The following is a 19,924-nucleotide window of genomic DNA, read 5'->3' on the forward strand; positions in this document are numbered from 1 at the left end:
CCCTCCCCCCTCCAGGGGGAGGAGGTTTCCGGGGAAGGCTTTTTTATCGCGGGGAGAAAACATGGAGATACGGCAGCTCAAATATTTCCTGGAGGTGGCGCGGCTCAAGAACTTCACCAAGGCGGCGGAGTCGCTGCGTATCGCGCAGCCCGCGATCAGCGTGGCGGTGAAGAAGCTCGAGGAGGAGCTCGACTTGGTGCTTTTCAACCGGCAGGACAAGCGGGTGTCCCTCACCGCGGAAGGGGAGATCTTCCTGCCGCACGCCCGGCGCATCCTCGACGACCTGCACGGGGCGGAGCTGGAGATGGCCGAGCTGAAGGGGTTAAGCCGCGGAGAGGTGAGGATCGGGATCACGCCGATGATCAGCGCCTACTTCTTCCCGGACATAATAAGGGACTTCAAGAGGGCCTACCCGCAGTTGAGCATCTCCGTGCTCGGCGAGGGGGCGGGGCGGATCCAGAAGATGATCGGCCAGGGGGAACTCGACATGGGAGTGGTGGCGGGAGGGGGGAGCGCCGCTTTTCCCGACGCCCTCGAGGTGCGCCGCTTCCTGCGCGAGGAGATCGTCGTCTGCGTGCCACTTGACCATCCCTTCGCCGGGCGCTCTTCGGTTACGCTCGCCGAGTTCATCCGGGAGCCGCTGGTCTTCTACAAGGAGGGGTACTACATCCGGGAGTTCTTTCTGGAGGCGATCAAGGAGAGCGGCAGTACGCCGGACATCGTCTTCGAGACGAACCTCTTTTCGCTGGTGAAATCGCTGGTTAGAAACGGGACCGGGATCTCCATCTTCCTCAAGATGGTCGTGGCGGGAGACGAGGACCTGGCCGCGGTCCCCTTCGATCCCCCTCTCTCCCTCGACCTCCTCATCGCCTGGAAGAAGGACACCTACCTCTCCCTTGCCAACCGGGCTTTCGTCGATTTTCTCCTGAAGCACGCACCGTGGGAACGCTCGGGGAGCTCGCCTCGGGGCTAGGCGAGGAGTTCGATCAGCTTTGCCGCGATCTTCTTCGGGGGGAGCACGTAGTCGACCGCCCCGGTGAGCGCCGCGGCCTTCGGCATGCCGTAGATGGTCGAGGAATGCTGGTCCTGCGCGATGGTGACTCCGCCGATATCATGGATGTGTTTGATCCCGTCGGCGCCGTCGCGCCCCATCCCGGTCAGCACGATGCCGACCAGTTTTCCCTTGAGCGGTCGGGAGACCGAAAGCATCGCGACGTCGGCCGCGGGCTGCACGTAGTTTACCCGTGCCCCTTCGTAAAGCACGACCCGCTGGTTCCCCTCAAGCTTCAGATGGAAGCCCCCGGGGGCCATGTAGATGTGCCTGTGCTTCAGGTACTCCCCGTCCTCGGCGAGGGTCACCGGCATGGAGGCCGCGGCGGCAAGCCCCTGCGCGATCCGGTAATCCATCTGCGGCGTAATGTGCAGCACGATGAGAAAGGCGGCGTCCAGCGGGGGGATCTCCTTGAAGAGCGCCTTCAGGGTAAGCGGCCCCCCGGTGGATACCCCTATGACGACGAGGTTCCTAGCGCTCATGGTCGTCAACCGGCGTGTTTAAAAGCGTCAGGTAGTACTCCAGGGAATCGAGCAGCTCGTCCGGGTTGAAGGGCTTGGTCATGTAGTCCGAGACGTATTCCTGGAGCCCCTCCATCTTCGAGTCGGGCTCTCCCATGCCGGTCAGCATCACCACTATGTTCCCCTGGTAGAGGTCCCGATCCACCATCTCCCTTATGGTGTCCCAGCCATCCATCTCCGGCATCATGATGTCCATGAGGATCACCCCCCTGAACCCATCCTCCAGGCGTTGCAGGCATTCCATGCCGCTGGCGGCGCTGGTCAAATCGAGCCGTCCCGACTCGCATATGATGTCAACCGATGCCCTTACGTACTCGTTGTCGTCTACGATCATTATCTTTTTGTTCATGGCGCGGGTTCCTTCCTGTGGGGGGGGTAGCCTCTTTGTTCTCCTATGAGTCGTGCCATCTCCCTGTGGTCCAGCGGAGGGGGCTCGGCAACTGCAGGGGCCATCTGGAACAGCATCTCGGTGATCCTCGCCATGAACTGTTCCAGGGTGAAGGGTTTCGCCAGGAAGATCGCCTGCCGGCTCTCCTGCTCTTCCTGGAGGGGCGTGCTGGTATAGCCCGAGATGTAGAGCACCGGCAGGTCGGGGTACTGCTCCTGCAGCTTCTGGTAAAGCTCGGGACCGGTCATCTCCGGCATGATGACGTCGGTTGCCAGCAGGTCGATGTCAGAGGTAGTGCCCGCCGCAAGCTCCAGGGCGCGTGCCGGCGAGTCTGCGGCGAGGACGCGATAGCCGAAGGAGTCGAGCAGATCGGCGGTCGCCTCGCGAATCATCCGGTTGTCCACGACGAGAAGGATCACCTTCTCCGCGCTCCCCTCCTGTTGCAGTTGCGTTCTCAGCGGCGGAGTCAGGATCGGCTCCTCTACGCTTGCGCTGGCCGGGAGGTAGATCGCGAACCTCGTCCCTTCCCCGGGGGCGCTCTTCACCTCGATGCAGCCACCGTGGTGCTTGACGATGCCGTAGACGGTGGCGAGCCCGAGGCCCGTGCCGCGACCGGTTTCCTTCGTGGAGAAGAAAGGCTCGTAGACCCGCCTCAATATCTCTTCGCTCATGCCGCAGCCGTCGTCGCTGCAGGCGAGCAGGATGTAGTGCCCGGGCTTCGCGACCGGGTGCTGCCGGTGGAACTCGTCGTCGAGGATCAGGTGCCCGGTCTCGAGGCAGATGGAGCCCCTCCCTTGTATCGCGTCCTGTGCGTTCAGAATGAGGTTCAAAAGCACCTGCTCGAGTTGGCCGCGGTCCGCCTGCACCTTGGCGGCGCCGGGGGAGAGGATGAGGTCGATGACGATCTCGTCCCTTATGGTGGCGCGCATGATCTCCCTGAAGGAGGTGATCACCTCGTTCAGGTCAAGGAGCGTCATGTGCAGCGCCTGCTTGCGCCCGAAAGATAGCAGTTTCTGTGTGAGTTCGCTAGCCTTATGCGCCGCGGCGCTCATCGACTGCACCATGCGGGCCTGGGGTGATCCCTCCGGCGCCATGCGCATCAGCATGTCGCCGTAGACGATGATCGGCGTCAGCAGGTTGTTGAAGTCGTGGGCCACGCCGGCTGCCAGCTGCCCCACCGCCTCGATCTTCTGGCTCTGGCGCAACTGCTCCTCCAGGACGTGGCGACCCTCGTCGGCCCGCACGCGGCTGATGGCGATCCCGGCGAGATGGGCCGCCGATTCCAGGAGCTGGAGATCGTCCTCGCTCGGGGGGAGCGCCTCTCTCCTGTACACGGCGATGGTGCCGAGCAGGGTGCCGTTGGCGGCGAAGACCGGGTCGGACCAGCAAGACCTGAGCCCGGCATCGCGGGCGGCGGGAAAGTCGCGCCACCACGAATGCTCTTCCAGGTCCTCGATCACCACGCGCTGCCGCAGGAAGGCGGCCGTGCCGCAGGAGCCGTTCCCCTTGAGGATCTGCAGCCCGTCCATCGCCTCGTTGAAGGCGCTGGGGAAGGAGGGGGCCGCGCCGTGGTGCAGCTTGGTCCCGGAGTTGTCGATGAGGAGGATGGAGCAGAGCGAACCGGGGATGGACTCCTCGACGAAACGAACCACCGAGGTGAGGAGTTCCTCGAGGGAGGCGTCCGAGGCGACCCGCTCCAGCGTTTTCAGACGGCTTTGCTCCCTGATCTCGGCCTGTTTTCTCTGGGTGATGTCGCGGGCGATGTTCAGGATGAGCAGGTCTCCCCGGCTCTCCATGGTCCGCGCCCGTACCTCGACCGGGATCACCCGGCCGTCCTTGGCCCGGTAGGCACTCTCGAAGGCGGCCTCGCCGCACTCGGTGATGCGGCGGATCGTCGTATCTATCTGCGCCGCGTATTCGGGGGGCTCGATCTGGTGCAGCTTAAGCCCGGCCAGTTCCTCCGGCGCGTAGCCGGTCATGCGGCTTAGTGCCTGGTTGAAGTGGATCAGACGCCCCTCTGCGTCGATCTGCACGATGCTGTCGTTGGCCGCGTCGATCTGGGCCGCCTTCAGGGCAAGCTCCGTCCGCTGTTCCTCAATGATGCGCCGGGTCTCCTCGAGGTGCTCAAGGTGGGCGAACAGGAGCCGGGCGAGCACGGCGACGCCCATGCACAAAAAGAGGACGAGTACCGACTGCAGCTGCCAGGTCCAGTTGCCGGGGCTTCCACCGCGCAGGAGTCCGAGGGTGAAGGTGCCCAGTGCCGCACCGGTCACGACGGCGACGGTGATCCCGATGCGGCGTTTCAGTTGATCGACGGAGAGATATCTCATATGTCGTACAGCACCGGGATCGGATCGCCGGAGCTGTCCCCCTTGAGGGTGAAGAAAATGGTGGTGCCAAGGCCGGGACCGGGGCTCTCGGCCCATATCCTGCCATTGTGGTTGGTAACGATCCTCTTGCAGATGGCGAGTCCTAGCCCCTGGGTGGTGAGGTCGTGGCGCGCGCTGTCCGCCTTGTAGAATTCGTCGAAAATGAGGGAGCGCTGTTCCCGGTCGAGGCCCACGCCGTCATCCCGTACCGAGACCACGATCTCCTCCTCCGCGCCGGTGGTGGAGAGCACCACCTTGCCGTTTTGCGCCGCGTAGCGCGCCGCGTTTCCGAGCAGGTTCTTGAAGAGGAGGGTGAGCTGTTCCGCCGAGCCCAGCACCTTGAGCTCGGGGTCGATGGCGTTGCAGCAGATGACGCCGCGCTCGGCAAGGACGTCGGAGACGTCGCCGAGCGCGCTGTCCGCGGCCACGGCGAGGTTCACCGGAAGAAGCCTCGGGCGCTCCGAAGAGATGCGCACCAGATCGAACGACTTTCCCGCCAGCCCCTGGATCTGGTTCACGCACTGCTGGCAGATCTCCAGCATCCTATCCACACCCGCGTCCTCCACCTTTTTCCTTATCATCGGCAGCAGGGCAAAAAGAGGGGTGAGCGGCGTGTTCAGATCGTGGTTCAACTGGATCATGAGCGACTCCATCATGCGGGAGCGGTGCCTTTGGGCCTCCATCAGGCTGCGCTCCTTTTCGGCCGCCTTTCTCTCGGTGATGTCGAGGATCACCCCGACCAAGCCGCCGGGGGTGCCGTGCTCGTCACGGAAGGAGGCCTTGTGGAACATGACGTCGCGCAGCAAGCCGTTGGCGTAGCGCACCTGCGACTCGTAGATCTGCGTTCCGGTCGCCTCCATGATTTCCCGATCCATGTCGTAGTAGCGCTGCGCCAGTTCTTCCGGCCAGAGCTCGAAAACGGACTTGCCGATCAGCTCTTCGCGGGTTAGCCCGACGTAGGACTGGAAGGCCTTGTTGCACAGGGTGTAGCGCCCCAGGGCATCCTTGGAGAAGATGGGACTGGGGATGGTGTCGAGCAGGTGCTGCTGGAACAGCAACTGCGCCCTTATCTCCTTTTCCGACTGCCTCCGGTTCAGGATCAAAAGGACGGCGAAGAGCACGAAGATGGCGGCCAGGGTGCCGTTGATCGCGGTGATCTTCACGGCGATCCCGTTGTAGCGCGCGAGGTACTCGCTTTGCTTCACGCCGACGAAGAGGGCGCCGATGACCTTGCCGCTGGGATCCCGGATCGGGTCGTAGGCGGTGAAGTAGGGGATGCCGAGGATGTCGGCGCTGCCGCGGTAGCGCATCCCCTCACGGAAGACGGTGTCGTACGCCGGGCCCATTAGCCTCGTCCCGATGGCGCGGGTCCCGTCCGCCTTCATCACGTTGGTGGCGATCCGGGTGTCGCCCATGAAGATGGTCGCACGGCTGCCGGTGATGTGGAAGATCCGGTCCGGGATCTCGTTGCTGTCGTTCAGCACGTAGTAGTCGCCGAGGATCATCCTGCCGTCCTCGATGTGGAAAAGGTTGCCGTGGCGGCTCGTCTGCTCCCAGAAGGCCGCCATGCTGCTCTCCTGCTGCCGGGTCGCCTGGCGCACCGCCTCCTCGCGGATCTGCTCCAGCACGAGACGGTTGGCGACCATCATCACGAACGCGATGGCGACCGCCGTCATCAGAAGCAGTATGGGTACCTTTTCGGTTGCCATCTTCAGATGCTTCAAGGTTCTTTTCTCCGGCTGCAAAAGGTGTTCAGACCCTGAAGCTGCGCTTGCCGTGCGAGGCGAGCCAGCCAAGGAGGCGATGCGCCATCTCGGACAAGGGGACCACCTCGTCCACGCCACCCCGGGCGATCGCCTCCCGGGGCATGCCGAAGACGACGCAGCTCTCCTCGTCCTGGGCGAAGGTCCTTGCCCCCGCCACGTGCATCTCGAGCATCCCGGCGGCGCCGTCGTCCCCCATGCCGGTCATGATGATCCCCAGACCGTTAGCGCCGGCGCAGTTGGCCGCGGAGCGGAAAAGGACGTCCACCGAGGGGCGGTGCCGCGATACCGGGGGGCCGTCGTCCAGGGCGATGGTGTAGTTGGCGCCGCTTCTGGCGAGCATCATGTGCCGGTTGCCGGGCGCTATGTAGGCGTGCCCCGGCAGCACCCGCTCGCCGTGCTCCGCTTCCTTCACCGCCAGCGCGCAAAGGCCGTTCAACCGAGCGGCGAAGGTGCGCGTGAAGGTCTCGGGCATGTGCTGGGTGATGAGGATCCCGGGGCAGTCCGGCGGGAGCTGGGTCAGGAAGGCCTTGAGCGCCTCGGTTCCCCCGGTGGAGGAGCCGACGGCGATCACCTTCTCCGTAGTGGAGAAATGCTGACGGGCGCTCGGGAGCACCGCGTCGGCGGTCAGTTTTCGCTCCACCTGCGGCACGCTCCGTGCGGCGCCCCGGTTGCGGAAGGAGAGGTGGGCGCAGCGGATCTTCTCGGTGAGCTCGCGCGCGTACTCCATGAGGCCACTTCTGATGTCGATCTTCGGCTTGGTGACGAAATCGAAGGCGCCCAGCTCGAGCGCCCTCAGCGTCACCGTCGAACTCTTCTCGGTAAGCGAGGAGACCATCACCACCGGCATGGGGCGCAGCCGCATCAGCTTTTCCAGGAAGACGAGCCCGTCCATCTTGGGCATCTCGACGTCCAGGGTCAGCACGTCCGGGTTCAGTTCCTTTATCTTCTGCCGCGCCGCGAGCGGGTCCGGCGCCGTCCCCACCACCTTGAGGTCGGGTTCGGCGTCGATGATCTCGGTCAAAAGCGACCGGATCAGCGCGGAATCATCTACTATCATCACCTTGATGGGCATTGCGTTTGTTCCTGCGGGTTGCGCATCCTTTTCACGAGGGCGCGACCGGTTTTGGGGAAGAAGATCACCTTTCTGGGACAGCACTCCCCAAGGTCCGAGGCGACGATGGGGATCCCATGTTTTTTCAGGTATTCGATGGCGAAGGCCGCGTTGCTTCCGCCGATGTCGGCGCCGGTCGCCATGACGCGTCCCGCCCCGAAAAGCTTCGCCGCCAGGCGCCTGCGGTCGGCGCCCAGAAGCTCCAACTGCGCCGTGAGGCGCCGCATCGCGCAGCTGCCGTAGCGGGCGCAACTGCGCGATTGGGTGTTGCAGATGCCGGCGCAGGGGGTGGCGTCACCCCCTTTTTGCAGCTCCGGGAGCATGAAGTGGTTCATGCCGCCTACGCCGCGCTCGAGATCGTAGAGGCATACGGCCACGCAGGAGCCGAGGAGCGTGGTGATGGCGAGCTCTTCCGAGGTGGCGAAGAACTCGCCCGCCACGATTTTCACCGCCTCGGTTGCGAACTCCTGATCGAAGTAGCGCGCCGGCTCCTGCGGTTTCCCCCTTTTCGCCACCGTCAGCTCCTCAATGCATAGGTCGTGTTGCCGCAGATCCTGAAGAGATCCTGGGCGTGATGCAGGCTCTCCGAGTGCCCGACGAAAAGGAGCCCGTCGGGTTGCAGCACCCGGGCGATCCGCTCCAGGATCGCCTGCTGGGTGTTCCTGTCGAAGTAGATCATCACGTTGCGGCAGAAGATGAAATCGAACCTGCCGCGCATGGGCCACTCCTGGTCGAGGAGGTTCAGCCTCTTGAAGGAGACCATGCGGCGCAGCTCCTCCTTCACGCGGACGAACCCCTCGTTTTTCCCGTCGCCGCGCAGGAAGAAACGCCGGCGGTAGGCCTCGGGGACCTTTTCCATCTGGTCGACGGGGTAGATCCCCTCGCGCCCACGCCCGAGGACGTTGGTGTCGATGTCGGTGGCGAGGATGCTCGCCTGGTTCCTCTCACCGAGTGCGTCCCGGGCGGTCATGGCGATGGAGTAGGGCTCCTCGCCGCTGGACGAGGCGCAGCTCCAGATGCTGACCGCGCGGTTCGCCGGCCGCTGCGCCAGGCGCTCAGCCAGCGTCCTGAAGTGGTGCGGCTCACGGAAGAAGGAGGTCATGTTGGTGGTGAGGGCGTTGATGAAGGCCTCCACCTCCTCGGGTTCCCCCCCTTCCACGATCGAGATGTAGTCGGAGAAGGAGGCGACACCGCGCGCCCGCAGCCGGCGCGCCAGGCGGCTGTACACCATGTCCATCTTCCCCGGCGCGAGGGCGATTCCCGCGTAGCGGTAGATGAAGGCCCGGATGCGCGCGAAGTCGTCCCCGGTGAATTCGAACTGCCCCTGGTGTTGCGCCGCTCCCCCCCCCGTCAGGGGCAGCGGCGCGTTACGGGGCGCCTCGGTTCTCAGAATTCCTTCCAGTCATCGTCCTGCTCAGCTTCCGCTGCGCGTGCGGGACGTTGTTCCAGCGCTCTTCCCCCTGCCGATGCCGCTACGGGTTTCACCTTTTTCTCCTGCACCTGGGGCTTGGCCGCCGCACGGGTGAGTTTGCGCTTCTCAGCGGGCGGCGCCGCCTGCTTCTGCGCCTGCTCGAGGGTGAAGCGGGCCACGACGGAGACGAGCTGCTGGGCCTGTTCCTCGAGAGACTCGGCCGCCGCGGCGGCCTCTTCCACGAGTGCTGCGTTTTGTTGCGTCACGTCGTCCATCTGGGTGATCGCGGTGTTCACCTGCTCGATCCCGGAGGACTGCTCGATCGAGGCGGCCGAGATCTCGGCCATGATGTCGGTCACGCGCTTGATGCTGGTGACTATGTCTTGGGTGGTGCGCCCCGCCTCCTCGACGAGCCGGCTGCCGTCCTGTACCTTGGAGACCGAGTCCTCGATGAGCGACTTGATCTCCTTGGCCGCCGCGGCGCTTCTTTGCGCGAGGCTTCTCACCTCGGCGGCGACCACGGCGAACCCTCTTCCCTGTTCTCCGGCGCGCGCCGCCTCGACAGCGGCGTTCAGGGCCAGGATGTTGGTCTGGAAGGCGATGCCGTCGATGACGCCGATGATGTCCGAGATCTTCTTGGAGCTGTCGGTGATCGACTCCATGGTGCGCACCACGCGGTTGATCACCTCGCCACCCTTCACCGCGACGCCGGAAGCGTTGATGGCGAGCTGGTTCGCCGCCTGCGCGTTGTCGGCGTTTTGCTTCACCGTCGAGGTGAGCTCCTCCATGCTGGAGGCGGTCTCCTCGAGGGCGCTTGCCTGTTCCTCGGTGCGCTGGGAGAGGTCGGCGTTGCCCGCCGCGATCTCCTCGGTCGCCGTCGCGATCGACTCGGCGCCGTTTCTCACGTCGCCCACGATGTGGGCGAGCCCCTCGTTCATCTCCTTCAGCGAGGCGAGGAGCTCCCCAGTCTCGTCCTTGCTGTCCACCACGATGTGGGCGGTGAGATCCCCGGAGGCGATACGCCTGGAGGCGCCGATGGCCTGGTCGAGCGCCTCCTTGATGCGGCGTGCGACGAACCAGGCGAAGACGAAGATGAGGGCGGCAAGCCCGGCGGTGCCGCCGATGATCTTCCAGCGGATCATGTCCATCTCGGCCTTTACGTTGTCGACATAGATGCCGCTTCCCACGACCCAGCCCCATTCCTTCATCAGTTTCACGTAGGAGATCTTCGGTACCGGGACGGATGAGCCAGGTTTTGCCCACATGTAGTCGACGACACCTTCCCCCTTCTCCTTGCAGACGTTGACGAACTCGACGTAGAGCTTCTTGCCGTTGGGGTCCTTGTTGTCGTACTGGGTCTTTCCGACCATCTCCGGCTTGATCGGGTGCATGAGCACCTTGGTGTCCAGGTCGTTGACCCAGAAGTACTCACTCCCCTGGTACCTGACCTCCGAGAGCTGCGCCAGGGCGTCGGTCTGCGCCTGTTCCTGGGTCTTCTTTCCCGCCTTGTAGAGCTCGTAGTTGTGGGCGATGACGTCGTAGGCGACGTCGACCACCGCTTTGGTCGCCTGCATCTTCTCGTCCATCAGCTTGTCCTTGACGAAGGGAAGGACGTAGAGCATCACGCCGAGCACCATCATGAGAATGGTCGCAACCGAGATGCTTAGGATCTTCGTGAGTATCTTCCAGTCTTTGAATCGCACAGTTTTCATTGGTTCACCACCTCGCTCTGAGAATTGTCAGCCGCACTGTCGACGATCTGCAGCTCATCGCTGCCGATCAGCTTTTCGATGTCCACCAGGATCAGCATCTGGTCGTTCAAGGTGCCCAGCCCCGTGATGTAACGGGTGTCGAGCGACGCCCCGAGTTCCGGCGCCGGCTTGATGCTCTCCCTGGGAAGCGCCACCACGTCGGAAACGCCGTCCACCACGATACCCACCACCTTGCCAAGCACGTTGATGATGATCACTACGGTGAACTCATGGTAGGTCGCCTCACCCACGTTGAACTTGATGCGCAGGTCCACGATGGGAACGATGACCCCGCGCAGGTTGATCACCCCCTTGATGAACGGGGGGGTGTTGGCGATCCGCGTGACGCAGTCGTACCCCCTGATCTCCTGCACCTTAAGGATGTCGATCCCGTAGCTCTCGCTTCCCAGCGTGAAGGTGAGGTACTCGGATGCCGCCTGCGCCACCCCCTGCTGTTCGGAGCTGTTTTGTGCTGTCTGTTGCATGGTCCCTTAGCCTCCTTCCCTTTAAAGCTGCCTGTGCATCATGAAAAGCTCCGGGAGGTCGAGGATAAGCGCAACGCGCCCGTCGCCGAGGATGGTCGCCCCGGCGCTCCCTTCGACCCGACGGTAATTGGTCTCGATGCTCTTCACCACAACCTGCTGTTCGTCCAAAAGGGCGTCCACCATGACCGCCCCGCGCTCACCGTCCGCCTCCACCAGCACCAGGATCCCCCGGCACGGTTCGGTCACCTCGGTCTCCAGGTTGAACATGGAGTGCAGCTTCAGGATGGGGAGGTACTCCCCGCGCACTTGGACCACCTCGCGCCCGTTCACCGTCTTCAACTGCTCCGCCTTCGGCTGCAGCGATTCGATCACCACGTTGAGCGGGATGATGAACTTTTCCCCCCCTACCGCCACCGAGAGCCCGTCGAGGATGGCCAGGGTAAGCGGGAGGCTGATGGTCACCCGCACCCCTTTTCCCGCCTCGGAGGCGATCTGCACCCGGCCGCCGATCGCCTGGACGTTTTTCAGCACCACGTCCATCCCGACGCCGCGCCCGGAGAGATCTGTGACCTCGCTCGCGGTGGAGAAGCCTGGGGCGAAAATGAGCTGCCATACCTCTTCGTCGCTCATCGTCTCCGAGCATGGGATGCCGTTTTCCGCAGCCTTCGCGAGTATCCTCTCCCGGTGGAGCCCCGCTCCGTCGTCGATGACGTCGATCACGATCCGTCCCCCCACCTGGGAGGCGGAGAGCTGCAGCGTCCCGACCGGATTTTTGCCGGTCGCCGTCCGTTTCTCCGGGCTCTCCAGCCCGTGGTCGAGGGCGTTGCGCACGAGGTGGGTGAGTGGGTCGGAGATCTTCTCGATGAGGCCGCGGTCGAGTTCGGTGCTGTCGCCTGAGGTCTTAAGCTCGACCTGCTTGCCGAGCTTCGCCGCTATCTCACGCACAAGGCGCGGGAAGCGGTTGAAGACTATGCTGATCGGGACGAGCCGGATCGACATGACGCTCGCCTGCAGGTCCCGGGTGTTTCTCTCCAACTGGGCGAGTCCGCGCTGCAGCGACTGGTGCAGGATCGGGTCGAGCCCCCCCGCGACCTGGCTAAGCATCGCCTGGGTGATGAGGAGTTCCCCCACCTGGTTCACCAACTGGTCCACCTTGGTGACATTCACCCTGAACGATGACTCCGCCTCGGTGCCGCGCCTGCCGAAGGCGCCGGGAGCCGTTTCGTTGCGGTCGTAGGCACGCCTACCCTCGACCGGGAGCGCGGGCTCGCTCGGCGAGTCCTGCGCCGGGGAGCGGCGCTCCGCGGGTTGCTCTTCGATCCGGAGCTGGTCTTCGTCCGCCACGAACATGAAGACGTCGGCGAGCTGGTCCCTGCTTGCCCGTGAGACGAGGGCAAACTCCCATCGGGTGATGCAGCACTCGGGGTCGAATCCTGCGAAGTCGGGGATTTCGGCGAGCCGCGCCTCGCAGCGGAACGTTCCCGCCTCGGCGAGTTCGGCGAGTTCGGCGATGATGCTCTCCATCCGGACCCGCCTCATGAAGATTTCGGGCTCCGGTGTGAAGGCGAGAAGGTAGCTTGTCGGGAGCTCTCCCTGGGACGGCGCCTGTGTCCGCGTCTGGGACGCGGGGGAGGTGGGCACCTGCGCCGAGTCACCATTTATGGTCTGCTGCAGCCTGGCGCGCACCTGGTCGATCACCTCCTGCCGCACCGGTTTCCCGTCGCGGTGACCGGCTAGTTGCATGGCGATGGCGTCGCCGGCTTCCAGAAAGAGATCGATCATGCCGGGGGTGAAGGCGATCTCGTGGTTCCTGAGCCGGTCAAGCAGCGATTCCATGACATGGGTCACCACGGTCATGTCGTCGAAGCCGAAGATGCCGGCGCCACCCTTGATGGAGTGGGCGGCACGGAAGATGGCGTTCATCTGCTCCTGGTCCGGTTCCCGGTCCCCGAGCGAGATGAGGATCTGCTCCATCTGCGCCAGGTTCTCCGCGCACTCCTCGAAGAACACCTCGTTGAAGCGTTTCAGATCAACGCCGCTTTGTTCCCCGCCTGCAGTCGTCATGCTTGTCCCTTCGTTGCGGTCGATCGCGCCGGTTTTGGGCCGGTCTGGTTACGGTTGCTGGTGTTCTCCGGAAAAAAGGGTGCAGAAACCGAGGAGCTCGATCCGCTCCCGGATCTCGGCGCCGGCGCCGTCCGCGCAGGCGGCGATGCCCAGGCGTCTCAACTGCTCCAGAAAGAGCGCGAGAAGCTGGCAGCCGCAGGCGTCGATCCCGGTCACCTGTGCCAAGTCGACGCGCACCCCCGCCGCGGAGGGGGGCGTCCCGGTCAGGGCCGCGCAGCGCTCCGCGAGGAGCGCGTGCAGGTCGGCGACCCGCTCCATGGTGCAGTCGCCGTCCAGTGTGATGTTTACGTCATTAACAAAACCTTTTTTTGGCATGATCGTCAGGCCCCATAAGGTGTTTCCCTTATTCAGTACGGGAGTTTTCGCAGCAAACAACCAGTGTTATATGATGAGCTGCTTATCGGCAGGCATGCCCGGCACTTTAATTTATCTTTGGGGGGATAAATCCTCATTGGAGCACCTTGGGTGGTGCCTGGAGGAATGGGTTAGGCGTGTCGTGTGTTTAGTGTGTTTGGTGCGTGTCAGGCAGAGGAAGGCAGGGGGGGGGCCTCTTGCCGGCGCTGGGCCGGCAAGAGGGGGAGAAGAGTTACTTCCTGGAGGACTTCACGTACCCCAGTGCCAGTTGGACCGAAATGATGAGCAGGACGAACGTATTGAAATCGATCTTCATGCGCCTCACCTCCTTCGGGGTGGATTGGGCTCCGGTTTCGCGCACCGTGCGCTTACTTGAACACCTTCGCTATCTGCACCATCGCCGGCCCGAGGACGACCACCAGCAGCGCCGGGAAAATGGCGAACACGAGCGGGAAGATGAGCTTTACCGTTGTCTTCGCCGCCTCCTCCTCCGCCATCTGCCGCCGCCTGGTCCTCAGGTCGTCGGAAAAGGTGCGCAGCGCCTGGCCGAGCCCGGTGCCGAACCTCTCGGTCTGGGCGAGCATGGTGGCGAAGGACCTCAGGTCATCCACCATGGTCCGCTGCGCCATGTCCTTGAGGGCCTCCATGCGGGGTTTTCCCGCACGGGTTTCCATGTTCACCTGCCGGATCTCCGTGGTGAGCGGGTTTTTGCCGAACTGCGGGGTCTCCGAGGCCCTGAGTAGCGCCGCGTCCATGCTGAGCCCCGCTTCAACGCAGAGGGTGACCAGGTCGAGCAGGTCCGGCAGGGCGTGGAATATCGCCTCCTGGCGGCGCTTGACCCGTCGCTTCAGCCATAAGCTAGGCAGGAGGTATCCAAAAACGGCCAAGGCGGAGGTGATGAGCAGGGTGTCGACGCTGAAATAGTCTTGGCCGGGGGCGGCGGCCAGGAGCAGGTAGGGAAGCGGCAGTAATACGGCGAGCAACAGCTTGCTCCCGATGAAGGCGTGCAGGGTGTCCCTGCGCAGACCGGCAGCAACCAGCGCCTTTCTGTAACGGGAATTCTCCTCCTTTGGGAGTTTCACCCGTTCCCCGATGCGGCTCAGTTTCCCGGCCCAAGCGCCCGATGCGGACTCCCTTGCGGTTCCCCCCTTATCCCCCGCCGGGAGAAAAGCGGAGAGACGCTGGATGACGGTGCTCCGCCTGGTGAGGAAGCCGTACAGGGCGGCGCACAGAAAAAGCGCGGTGCAGAACACGGTGAAGGAGATGAGGTAGAGCATGGCGCACCTCTAGATGCGGATGTTGATGATCTTCCTGATGACGGCAAGCCCGACGAGCTGCAGCAGTGCCGCGAGGACCAGGATGATCAGACCGGTCGGCTCTTTCAAAAGCGCGGACTCGTACTCGGGACTGGCACTGTTGAAGACCAGGAAGGCGATCAGGGGGAGGGCTCCCAGGACGTAGCCGGACATCCTCCCCTGTGCGGTGTAGACCCTTACCTGCCGCCTGATCTTCAGCCGCTCCCGTATGGTGCCGGCGAGCTTGTCCAGAAGCTCGGAGAGGTTGCCGCCGATCTCGGCGTTGATGGTCACCATGGTGGTGAAGAACCTGAGGTCGAGGCTTTCCATCCGTTCGTTCATAGCGGTGAGGGCGTCTACCATCCTAAGCCCGAACTGTTGCTGCTCGTGCGCCGTCCTAAAGAGGGGGCCTACCGGCGCGGGGACTTCCTCGGCCACGAGCTGCACCGCGACGGCGAGGGAATGCCCGGCGCGGAGAGAGCGGGCGATCATGGTGAGTGCATCGGGTAAGAGCTCGGTGAAGCGTTCGCGCCGGTGCGAGATCCTCAAGCGAAGCGCGATCTCCATGGCGCCGATGACGGCCGCTGCCGCCGCCGCTGCGCACGCCGCCTTTCCCGTCACGAGCGCCGTTGCCGCTCCCGCCACGACCACGGTCACGGCACTTGCCGCAAGTACCGAGGCGGGCGGGATTGACATCCCCGCCAGCTCAAGCCTTTTGGCTATGCTGCGTGCGAGAGACGTACGGGTCACCAGGGCGCCGGCACGGCGGGCCTGCTCGGTAAGGCGTGCCCGCAGTTCCGGAGGGAGCTCCCGGTCCGTCCCTGCCAGTTGATGCAGCCGCTTTTTCAGCTCCGCGCGCGGCGAGGCGCTTCTCTGAACCAGGTAGAGGCAGGCGGCGCCGAAGGTGAAGAGGGCGGTGAGAAAAACGAAGGTGACGATGGGGATGAGCATGACCGTCTCCTGGAGCTAGAACATGGCCTGGGGGAGCTCGATGCCGAAAAGCCGGAATCGTTCGGCGAAGAGGGGACGGACGCCGGTGGTGACGAACTCCCCGACGACCCTTCCCTCCCGGTCGATCCCCTGCTGCTGGAAGACCATCACGTCGTGCATCACGATGGTGTTCCCCTCCATCCCGGTGATCTCCGAGAGCTTCACCACCTTGCGGGTGCCGTCGGAGAAGCGCACGAGCTGCAGCACGAGGTTCAGGGCCGAGGCGAGTTGCTCCTTCACCGCCCGCTCGGGAAGCTCCACGCCGGACATGAGCACCATGGTTTCCAAACGGGAGAGGGCGTCGCGGGTGGTGTTGGAGTGGACGGTGGAGAGGGAGCCGTCATGCCCCGTGTTCATCGCCTGCAAAAGGTCGAGCGCCTCGGCGCCGCGTACCTCGCCGATGATGATCCGGTCCGGCCGCATCCTGAGGGCGTTGCGCAAAAGGTCGCGCGAGGTCACCTCGCCCCGTCCCTCGAGGTTCGGCAGCCTCGTCTCCAGGCGCACCACGTGTTCCTGCTTGAGCTTCAGCTCGGCCGAGTCCTCGATGGTCACCACCCGCTCCCCTTCCGGGATGAAGGCGGAAAGGACGTTCAAAAGGGTGGTCTTCCCGGTTCCGGTGCCGCCCGAGACGAGGATGTTGAGGCGCGTTTGCACCGCTGCCTCGAGCAGTTGCGCCATGCGCTCGTCGACCGTTTCCAGTTGCACCAGGTCTTTCATGGTGAGGGGGTCGCGTCCGAAGCGGCGGATGGAGAGGACCGGTCCGTCCAAGGCAAGGGGGGGGATGATGGCGTTGACCCGGGAGCCGTCGGGAAGCCTCGCATCGACGTTCAAGGAGGCGAAGATCAGGCAGTGGTGGGGGCGCCTTCCCGGCTCGTCGCTGCGCCCGCGCCTTCTCGAGCGGCTCTACCCTTACGTGTTCCGCGACCCTTCCCGCGGGCGCCACTTCCTGCGGGAGTTCTTCGCCGTAGAACCTGGGCAGCTGGACGATCCCTTCTTCTCGCACGCGGTGCGCTGGGGGGGAGGGGCGAGAAACCTTCCGTTCCTGTCGAAGGGTTTACGCGAGCAGCTCGAGGGGTACGATCCGCGCGAGGAACTTGTACACCTGCTCCCGGAGGGGTTCGCCGGGCGCGACCTCTTCAGCCGCGCCCAGGTCCTGGAGATCGAGCTATTCCTCGCGGGCTTTCTTCTCTCCGCACAGGGGGACCGCGTGGCCATGGCCCATTCGGTGGAGATGCGCCACCCCTTCCTAGATTACCGGGTGATCGAGTCCGCCTTCCGGCTTCCTGCGCACTGGAAAATGCGAGGGCTCGCCGAGAAGTACTTCCTGAAAAGGGCCTGTCGCGACCTTTTGCCCGAGAGGATCCTGAAAAGGGCGAAGCAGCCTTACCGTGCGCCGGTCCGCTCCCTTTTTACCCTGGCCGCGGCGGATTACGTGGAAGAGCTCCTGAGCACGTCGAGCCTTAAGGCGAGCGGCTACTTCGATCCGGAGCGGGTGGGGCGTCTTTTCCGCAAGGTGCTTACCACCCCGGCCGGTGAATTCGACAACATGGCCCTCATGGGGATCGTCACCACCGAAATCCTGCACCGCCAGTTCGTCGCCGCCGCCTCCTGGAAAGGGGTGCCTGTCGTGCATCCGGACCTCGTGTGCGCCCCACTTTTGCGGAAGAAGGGGCGCCCCCGTGGGTAAGGCCGAAGTTTTAAAGGAGAGATCATGAACGGTTGCGTGCACCACTTCCTGGAAAACAGCGCGTCGCGCCGCCCGGACAAGGTGGCCCTCGTCCACGACGGCGAGCGGGTCACCTACCGCCGGCTCGATCGTGCCGCGTCCCGCCTGGCCGCCTTCCTGGTGGAGCGCGGCGTGCTGCCGGGAGACCGTATCGTCCTGCTTCTGGGCAACGGCGTCCAGTACGTGGCGAGCTACTACGGCATCCTGAAGGCAGGGGCGGTCGCGGTGCCGCTGAACCTTCAGACCAGGCCCGAGGCACTCGCACGTCTTTGCGAGGAACTGCAGCCTGCAGGCATCATCATGGAGCGGGAGGGCACCCTGCTGCGGACCCCGCCCCAATTTCTCCCTTCGGTCCGTTTCGTTCTCTTCGCCGACGCGGCGGCCCCTGCGGGGGAGGGGGGCGCCTGGGGGTGGGATCAGGCCCTGAAGGGGGAGGAACTCCCACCGGAAGGTAGTCCCATCGCCGATACCTCCCTCGCCAGCATCATCTACACCTCCGGCTCCACGGGGGTCCCTAAGGGGGTGATGCTTTCGCACGCGAACATCGTGAGCAACACCCGCTCCATCGTCGAATACCTGCATCTCACCGAGGACGACGTCCAGATGGTGGTGCTCCCCTTCTTCTACGTCATGGGGAAATCGCTCCTCAACACGCACGTCGCCGTGGGGGGTACGGTGGTGATCAACAACAACTTCGCCTACAGCGCCACGGTGCTGCGGCAGATGGCCGAGGAGGGGGTAACCGGCTTTTCCGGCGTCCCCTCCACCTACGCCTACCTTCTGCACCGCTCGCCGCTTGCCTCCTTCCGGGAGCGGCTCCCGGCCCTGCGCTACTGCACCCAGGCCGGAGGGCACATGGCGCGCGAGATCAAGGAGCGGCTCATGCAGGTCCTGCCGGCGCACACGAAGCTCTTCGTGATGTACGGGGCGACCGAGGCGGCGGCGCGCCTCACCTACGTCGAGCCGGAGCGGCTCGCCGAGAAGATCGGCTCCATCGGAAGAGCGATCCCCGGGGTGACGGTCCGCGTGCTCGGCCCGGCCGGCGAGGAGCTTTCCGAGGGAGAAAGCGGCGAACTGGTCGCCTCGGGCCCCAACATCATGCTGGGGTACTGGGGGGACCCGGAAGGAACGGCGCGCGTCCTCGACCGAAACGGCTACCACACCGGGGACATGGGTTACCGTGACGGCGACGGCTACCTCTACGTAACCGGCAGAAAGGACCACCTGCTCAAGGTGGGGGGGCACCGCGTCGACCCGCAGGAGATCGAGGATGTGCTCATGTCGAGCGGACTTTTGCTCGAGACGGCGGTGCTCGGTGTCGACGACGCCCTTTTGGGGACCCGGCTTGTCGCCCTTGCCGCGCCGCTTGAAGGGGCCGCGGACCACCTGGCGCTTTTAGCCCATTGCCGCGCGAAACTCCCGAGACACAAGATCCCCGCGGAGATACGGCTCGTTTCCCTGCTTCCCAAACACCCAAGCGGCAAGGTAGACCGGGCCTCCTGTCTGGTCATCTGCGGCGCGGCTTCATCGACCACCAGCTAGGTCCCCTCAGGGACCGGACAGGAAGGTGCCTATGACGACAGCGACGTTTTCACCCGAGGTGCTCCGCCTCGACCCGGAACGGGAGGCGGAACGGATCTGTGCCAGGATCAGGGAACTGATGCGCAGGGAGGTCAAGCGGGGAGGGATGGTGGTGGCCCTTTCCGGCGGGATCGACAGCAGCGTGACCGCCGCACTCGCGGTCCGGGCGCTCGGTGCAAGGCGCGTGGTGGGGCTCGAGATGCCCGAGCGCCACTCCGCCCCGGAGACCCTTGCCTTGAGCGGGAAGCTCGCTGCTACCTTCGGGATAACGACCTGCGTGGAGGACATCTCCGGGATCCTGCACGCCGTCGGCTGCTACGAGAAGTACGACCAGGCGGTGCGCCAGGTGGTGCCGGGGTACGGACCCGGGTGGAGCTCGAAAATCGTCATCTCCGCGGTTACCGACAAGCCGCGCTTCACCACCTTCTTTCTCGTGACGCAGGACGACAAGGGGGAGCAGCGCACGGTGCGCCTCCCCCTGGAGCCCTACCTGCAGATCGTCGCCGCCACCAACTTCAAGCAGCGCGTGAGGAAGATGCTCGAGTACTACCACGCCGACCGGCTGAACTTCGCCGTCGCCGGCACGCCGAACCGGCTCGAGTACGACCAGGGTTTCTTCGTGAAGCTAGGCGACGGCGCCGCCGACCTGAAACCGATCGCGCACCTTTACAAGTCCCAGGTGTACCAAATGGCAGAGTACCTGGGCGTCCCCGAGGAGATCCGCCGCAGGGCCCCGACCACCGACACCTATTCCCTTGCCCAGGGGCAGGACGAGTTCTACTTCTCGCTCCCCTACCAACAGATGGATCTTTGCCTCTGGGGGAAAAACCACGGTGTCCCTGCCGAAACCGTCGCACCCGTACTCGGGCTCACCCCGGACCAGGTGCGCATGGTCTACGAGGATATCGAAACCAAGAGAAGGACCACCCGTTACCTGCACCTGCCGCCGCTGTTGATGGAAGAGGTGGGGTGGCTGTGACCCGAAAGGGTAAAGGAGGCGT

19 protein-coding genes are annotated in these 19,924 nt (G+C 64.3%); 4 read left to right on the forward strand and 15 right to left on the reverse strand.

Annotated features, from left to right (window positions below; translation table 11 throughout):
- The first annotated feature begins 61 nt into the window (after positions 1 to 61).
- Positions 62 to 973 carry a LysR family transcriptional regulator gene (locus E8L22_RS15950; protein ID WP_136526146.1) on the forward strand — a complete coding sequence of 304 codons (912 nt, stop codon included), beginning with the start codon at positions 62 to 64 and terminating at the stop codon, positions 971 to 973.
- Here the strand turns inward: E8L22_RS15950 and E8L22_RS15955 are convergent.
- The 15 genes from E8L22_RS15955 to E8L22_RS16020 all read right to left on the reverse strand — a co-directional run bounded on the left by E8L22_RS15955 (position 970) and on the right by E8L22_RS16020 (position 16,447).
- Entirely contained in the window at positions 970 to 1,533 is a 564-nt protein-coding gene (locus E8L22_RS15955; protein WP_136526147.1) for a CheB methylesterase domain-containing protein, read from the reverse strand. The genes E8L22_RS15950 and E8L22_RS15955 overlap by 4 nt on opposite strands.
- The gene (locus E8L22_RS15960; protein WP_136526148.1) at positions 1,523 to 1,921 is read right to left on the reverse strand and encodes a response regulator; all 399 of its coding nucleotides are present in this window, start codon (positions 1,919 to 1,921) and stop codon (positions 1,523 to 1,525) included. Before E8L22_RS15960 ends, E8L22_RS15955 begins: the two co-directional genes overlap by 11 nt.
- Positions 1,918 to 4,290, reverse strand: coding sequence for a PAS domain S-box protein (locus E8L22_RS15965; protein ID WP_136526149.1), 2,373 nt, complete (start codon positions 4,288 to 4,290; stop codon positions 1,918 to 1,920). Before E8L22_RS15965 ends, E8L22_RS15960 begins: the two co-directional genes overlap by 4 nt.
- Complete coding sequence (locus tag E8L22_RS15970; RefSeq protein WP_246044707.1) at positions 4,287 to 6,053, reverse strand: cache domain-containing protein; 1,767 nt, start codon at positions 6,051 to 6,053, stop codon at positions 4,287 to 4,289. Before E8L22_RS15970 ends, E8L22_RS15965 begins: the two co-directional genes overlap by 4 nt.
- A 28-nt stretch (positions 6,054 to 6,081) precedes the next feature.
- Positions 6,082 to 7,167, reverse strand: coding sequence for a protein-glutamate methylesterase/protein-glutamine glutaminase (locus tag E8L22_RS15975; protein ID WP_136526150.1), 1,086 nt, complete (start codon positions 7,165 to 7,167; stop codon positions 6,082 to 6,084).
- Positions 7,152 to 7,721 carry a histidine kinase gene (locus tag E8L22_RS15980; RefSeq protein WP_136526151.1) on the reverse strand — a complete coding sequence of 190 codons (570 nt, stop codon included), beginning with the start codon at positions 7,719 to 7,721 and terminating at the stop codon, positions 7,152 to 7,154. Before E8L22_RS15980 ends, E8L22_RS15975 begins: the two co-directional genes overlap by 16 nt.
- 2 nt (positions 7,722 to 7,723) lie before the next feature.
- Positions 7,724 to 8,608 (reverse strand): CheR family methyltransferase, encoded by an 885-nt coding sequence (locus E8L22_RS15985; protein ID WP_136526152.1) that lies wholly within the window; start codon positions 8,606 to 8,608, stop codon positions 7,724 to 7,726.
- Positions 8,593 to 10,329, reverse strand: coding sequence for a methyl-accepting chemotaxis protein (locus tag E8L22_RS15990; RefSeq protein WP_136526153.1), 1,737 nt, complete (start codon positions 10,327 to 10,329; stop codon positions 8,593 to 8,595). The genes E8L22_RS15985 and E8L22_RS15990 overlap by 16 nt, the downstream gene beginning before the upstream one ends.
- A complete protein-coding gene (locus tag E8L22_RS15995) occupies positions 10,326 to 10,853 on the reverse strand; it encodes a chemotaxis protein CheW (RefSeq protein ID WP_136516060.1) in 528 nt (175 codons plus the stop codon). The genes E8L22_RS15990 and E8L22_RS15995 overlap by 4 nt, the downstream gene beginning before the upstream one ends.
- A gap of 21 nt (positions 10,854 to 10,874) precedes the next feature.
- Entirely contained in the window at positions 10,875 to 12,917 is a 2,043-nt protein-coding gene (locus tag E8L22_RS16000) for a chemotaxis protein CheW (protein WP_136526154.1), read from the reverse strand.
- Positions 12,918 to 12,965: 48 nt separating this feature from the next.
- Entirely contained in the window at positions 12,966 to 13,292 is a 327-nt protein-coding gene (locus tag E8L22_RS16005) for an STAS domain-containing protein (RefSeq protein ID WP_136526155.1), read from the reverse strand.
- A gap of 271 nt (positions 13,293 to 13,563) precedes the next feature.
- Positions 13,564 to 13,692, reverse strand: coding sequence for a hypothetical protein (locus E8L22_RS21905; protein WP_281282992.1), 129 nt, complete (start codon positions 13,690 to 13,692; stop codon positions 13,564 to 13,566).
- A 7-nt stretch (positions 13,693 to 13,699) separates the two neighbouring features.
- On the reverse strand, positions 13,700 to 14,608 hold the full coding sequence (locus E8L22_RS16010; RefSeq protein ID WP_136526156.1) for a type II secretion system F family protein: 909 nt from the start codon (positions 14,606 to 14,608) through the stop codon (positions 13,700 to 13,702).
- Positions 14,609 to 14,617: 9 nt separating this feature from the next.
- Positions 14,618 to 15,577: a type II secretion system F family protein gene (locus E8L22_RS16015; protein ID WP_136526157.1), complete on the reverse strand. Its 960-nt coding sequence runs from the start codon at positions 15,575 to 15,577 to the stop codon at positions 14,618 to 14,620.
- A 15-nt stretch (positions 15,578 to 15,592) separates the two neighbouring features.
- Positions 15,593 to 16,447 (reverse strand): CpaF family protein, encoded by an 855-nt coding sequence (locus E8L22_RS16020; RefSeq protein WP_281282993.1) that lies wholly within the window; start codon positions 16,445 to 16,447, stop codon positions 15,593 to 15,595.
- Between E8L22_RS16020 and E8L22_RS16025 the strand changes: the two genes are divergently transcribed.
- From E8L22_RS16025 to nadE, 3 genes are read left to right on the forward strand one after another with little or no spacing between them, the layout of a single operon-like run.
- Positions 16,401 to 17,303 carry an asparagine synthase-related protein gene (locus E8L22_RS16025; protein WP_246044710.1) on the forward strand — a complete coding sequence of 301 codons (903 nt, stop codon included), beginning with the start codon at positions 16,401 to 16,403 and terminating at the stop codon, positions 17,301 to 17,303. The two genes, E8L22_RS16020 and E8L22_RS16025, sit on opposite strands and share 47 nt — an antisense overlap.
- A gap of 24 nt (positions 17,304 to 17,327) precedes the next feature.
- Positions 17,328 to 18,884: a class I adenylate-forming enzyme family protein gene (locus tag E8L22_RS16030; RefSeq protein WP_136526159.1), complete on the forward strand. Its 1,557-nt coding sequence runs from the start codon at positions 17,328 to 17,330 to the stop codon at positions 18,882 to 18,884.
- Between the two features lie 31 nt (positions 18,885 to 18,915).
- Positions 18,916 to 19,902 carry an NAD(+) synthase gene (gene nadE, locus E8L22_RS16035; RefSeq protein ID WP_136526160.1) on the forward strand — a complete coding sequence of 329 codons (987 nt, stop codon included), beginning with the start codon at positions 18,916 to 18,918 and terminating at the stop codon, positions 19,900 to 19,902.
- The last annotated feature ends 22 nt before the right edge of the window (positions 19,903 to 19,924 follow it).

Source organism: Geomonas ferrireducens (genome assembly GCF_004917065.1).
In the GTDB taxonomy this organism is placed as follows: Bacteria; Desulfobacterota; Desulfuromonadia; order Geobacterales; family Geobacteraceae; genus Geomonas; species Geomonas ferrireducens.

Excerpts from the sequence above, each read along its gene's own strand:
- E8L22_RS15950 (WP_136526146.1), top strand. The coding sequence starts at position 62 with ATGGAGATACGGCAGCTCAAATATTTCCTGGAGGTGGCGCGGCTCAAG.
- E8L22_RS15955 (WP_136526147.1), bottom strand. The coding sequence starts at position 1,533 with ATGAGCGCTAGGAACCTCGTCGTCATAGGGGTATCCACCGGGGGGCCG.
- E8L22_RS15960 (WP_136526148.1), bottom strand. The coding sequence starts at position 1,921 with ATGAACAAAAAGATAATGATCGTAGACGACAACGAGTACGTAAGGGCA.
- E8L22_RS15965 (WP_136526149.1), bottom strand. The coding sequence starts at position 4,290 with ATGAGATATCTCTCCGTCGATCAACTGAAACGCCGCATCGGGATCACC.
- E8L22_RS15975 (WP_136526150.1), bottom strand. The coding sequence starts at position 7,167 with ATGCCCATCAAGGTGATGATAGTAGATGATTCCGCGCTGATCCGGTCG.
- E8L22_RS15990 (WP_136526153.1), bottom strand. The coding sequence starts at position 10,329 with ATGAAAACTGTGCGATTCAAAGACTGGAAGATACTCACGAAGATCCTA.
- E8L22_RS15995 (WP_136516060.1), bottom strand. The coding sequence starts at position 10,853 with ATGCAACAGACAGCACAAAACAGCTCCGAACAGCAGGGGGTGGCGCAG.
- E8L22_RS16000 (WP_136526154.1), bottom strand. The coding sequence starts at position 12,917 with ATGACGACTGCAGGCGGGGAACAAAGCGGCGTTGATCTGAAACGCTTC.
- E8L22_RS16005 (WP_136526155.1), bottom strand. The coding sequence starts at position 13,292 with ATGCCAAAAAAAGGTTTTGTTAATGACGTAAACATCACACTGGACGGC.
- E8L22_RS16010 (WP_136526156.1), bottom strand. The coding sequence starts at position 14,608 with ATGCTCTACCTCATCTCCTTCACCGTGTTCTGCACCGCGCTTTTTCTG.
- E8L22_RS16015 (WP_136526157.1), bottom strand. The coding sequence starts at position 15,577 with ATGCTCATCCCCATCGTCACCTTCGTTTTTCTCACCGCCCTCTTCACC.
- E8L22_RS16025 (WP_246044710.1), top strand. The coding sequence starts at position 16,401 with ATGGCGTTGACCCGGGAGCCGTCGGGAAGCCTCGCATCGACGTTCAAG.
- E8L22_RS16030 (WP_136526159.1), top strand. The coding sequence starts at position 17,328 with ATGAACGGTTGCGTGCACCACTTCCTGGAAAACAGCGCGTCGCGCCGC.
- nadE (WP_136526160.1), top strand. The coding sequence starts at position 18,916 with ATGACGACAGCGACGTTTTCACCCGAGGTGCTCCGCCTCGACCCGGAA.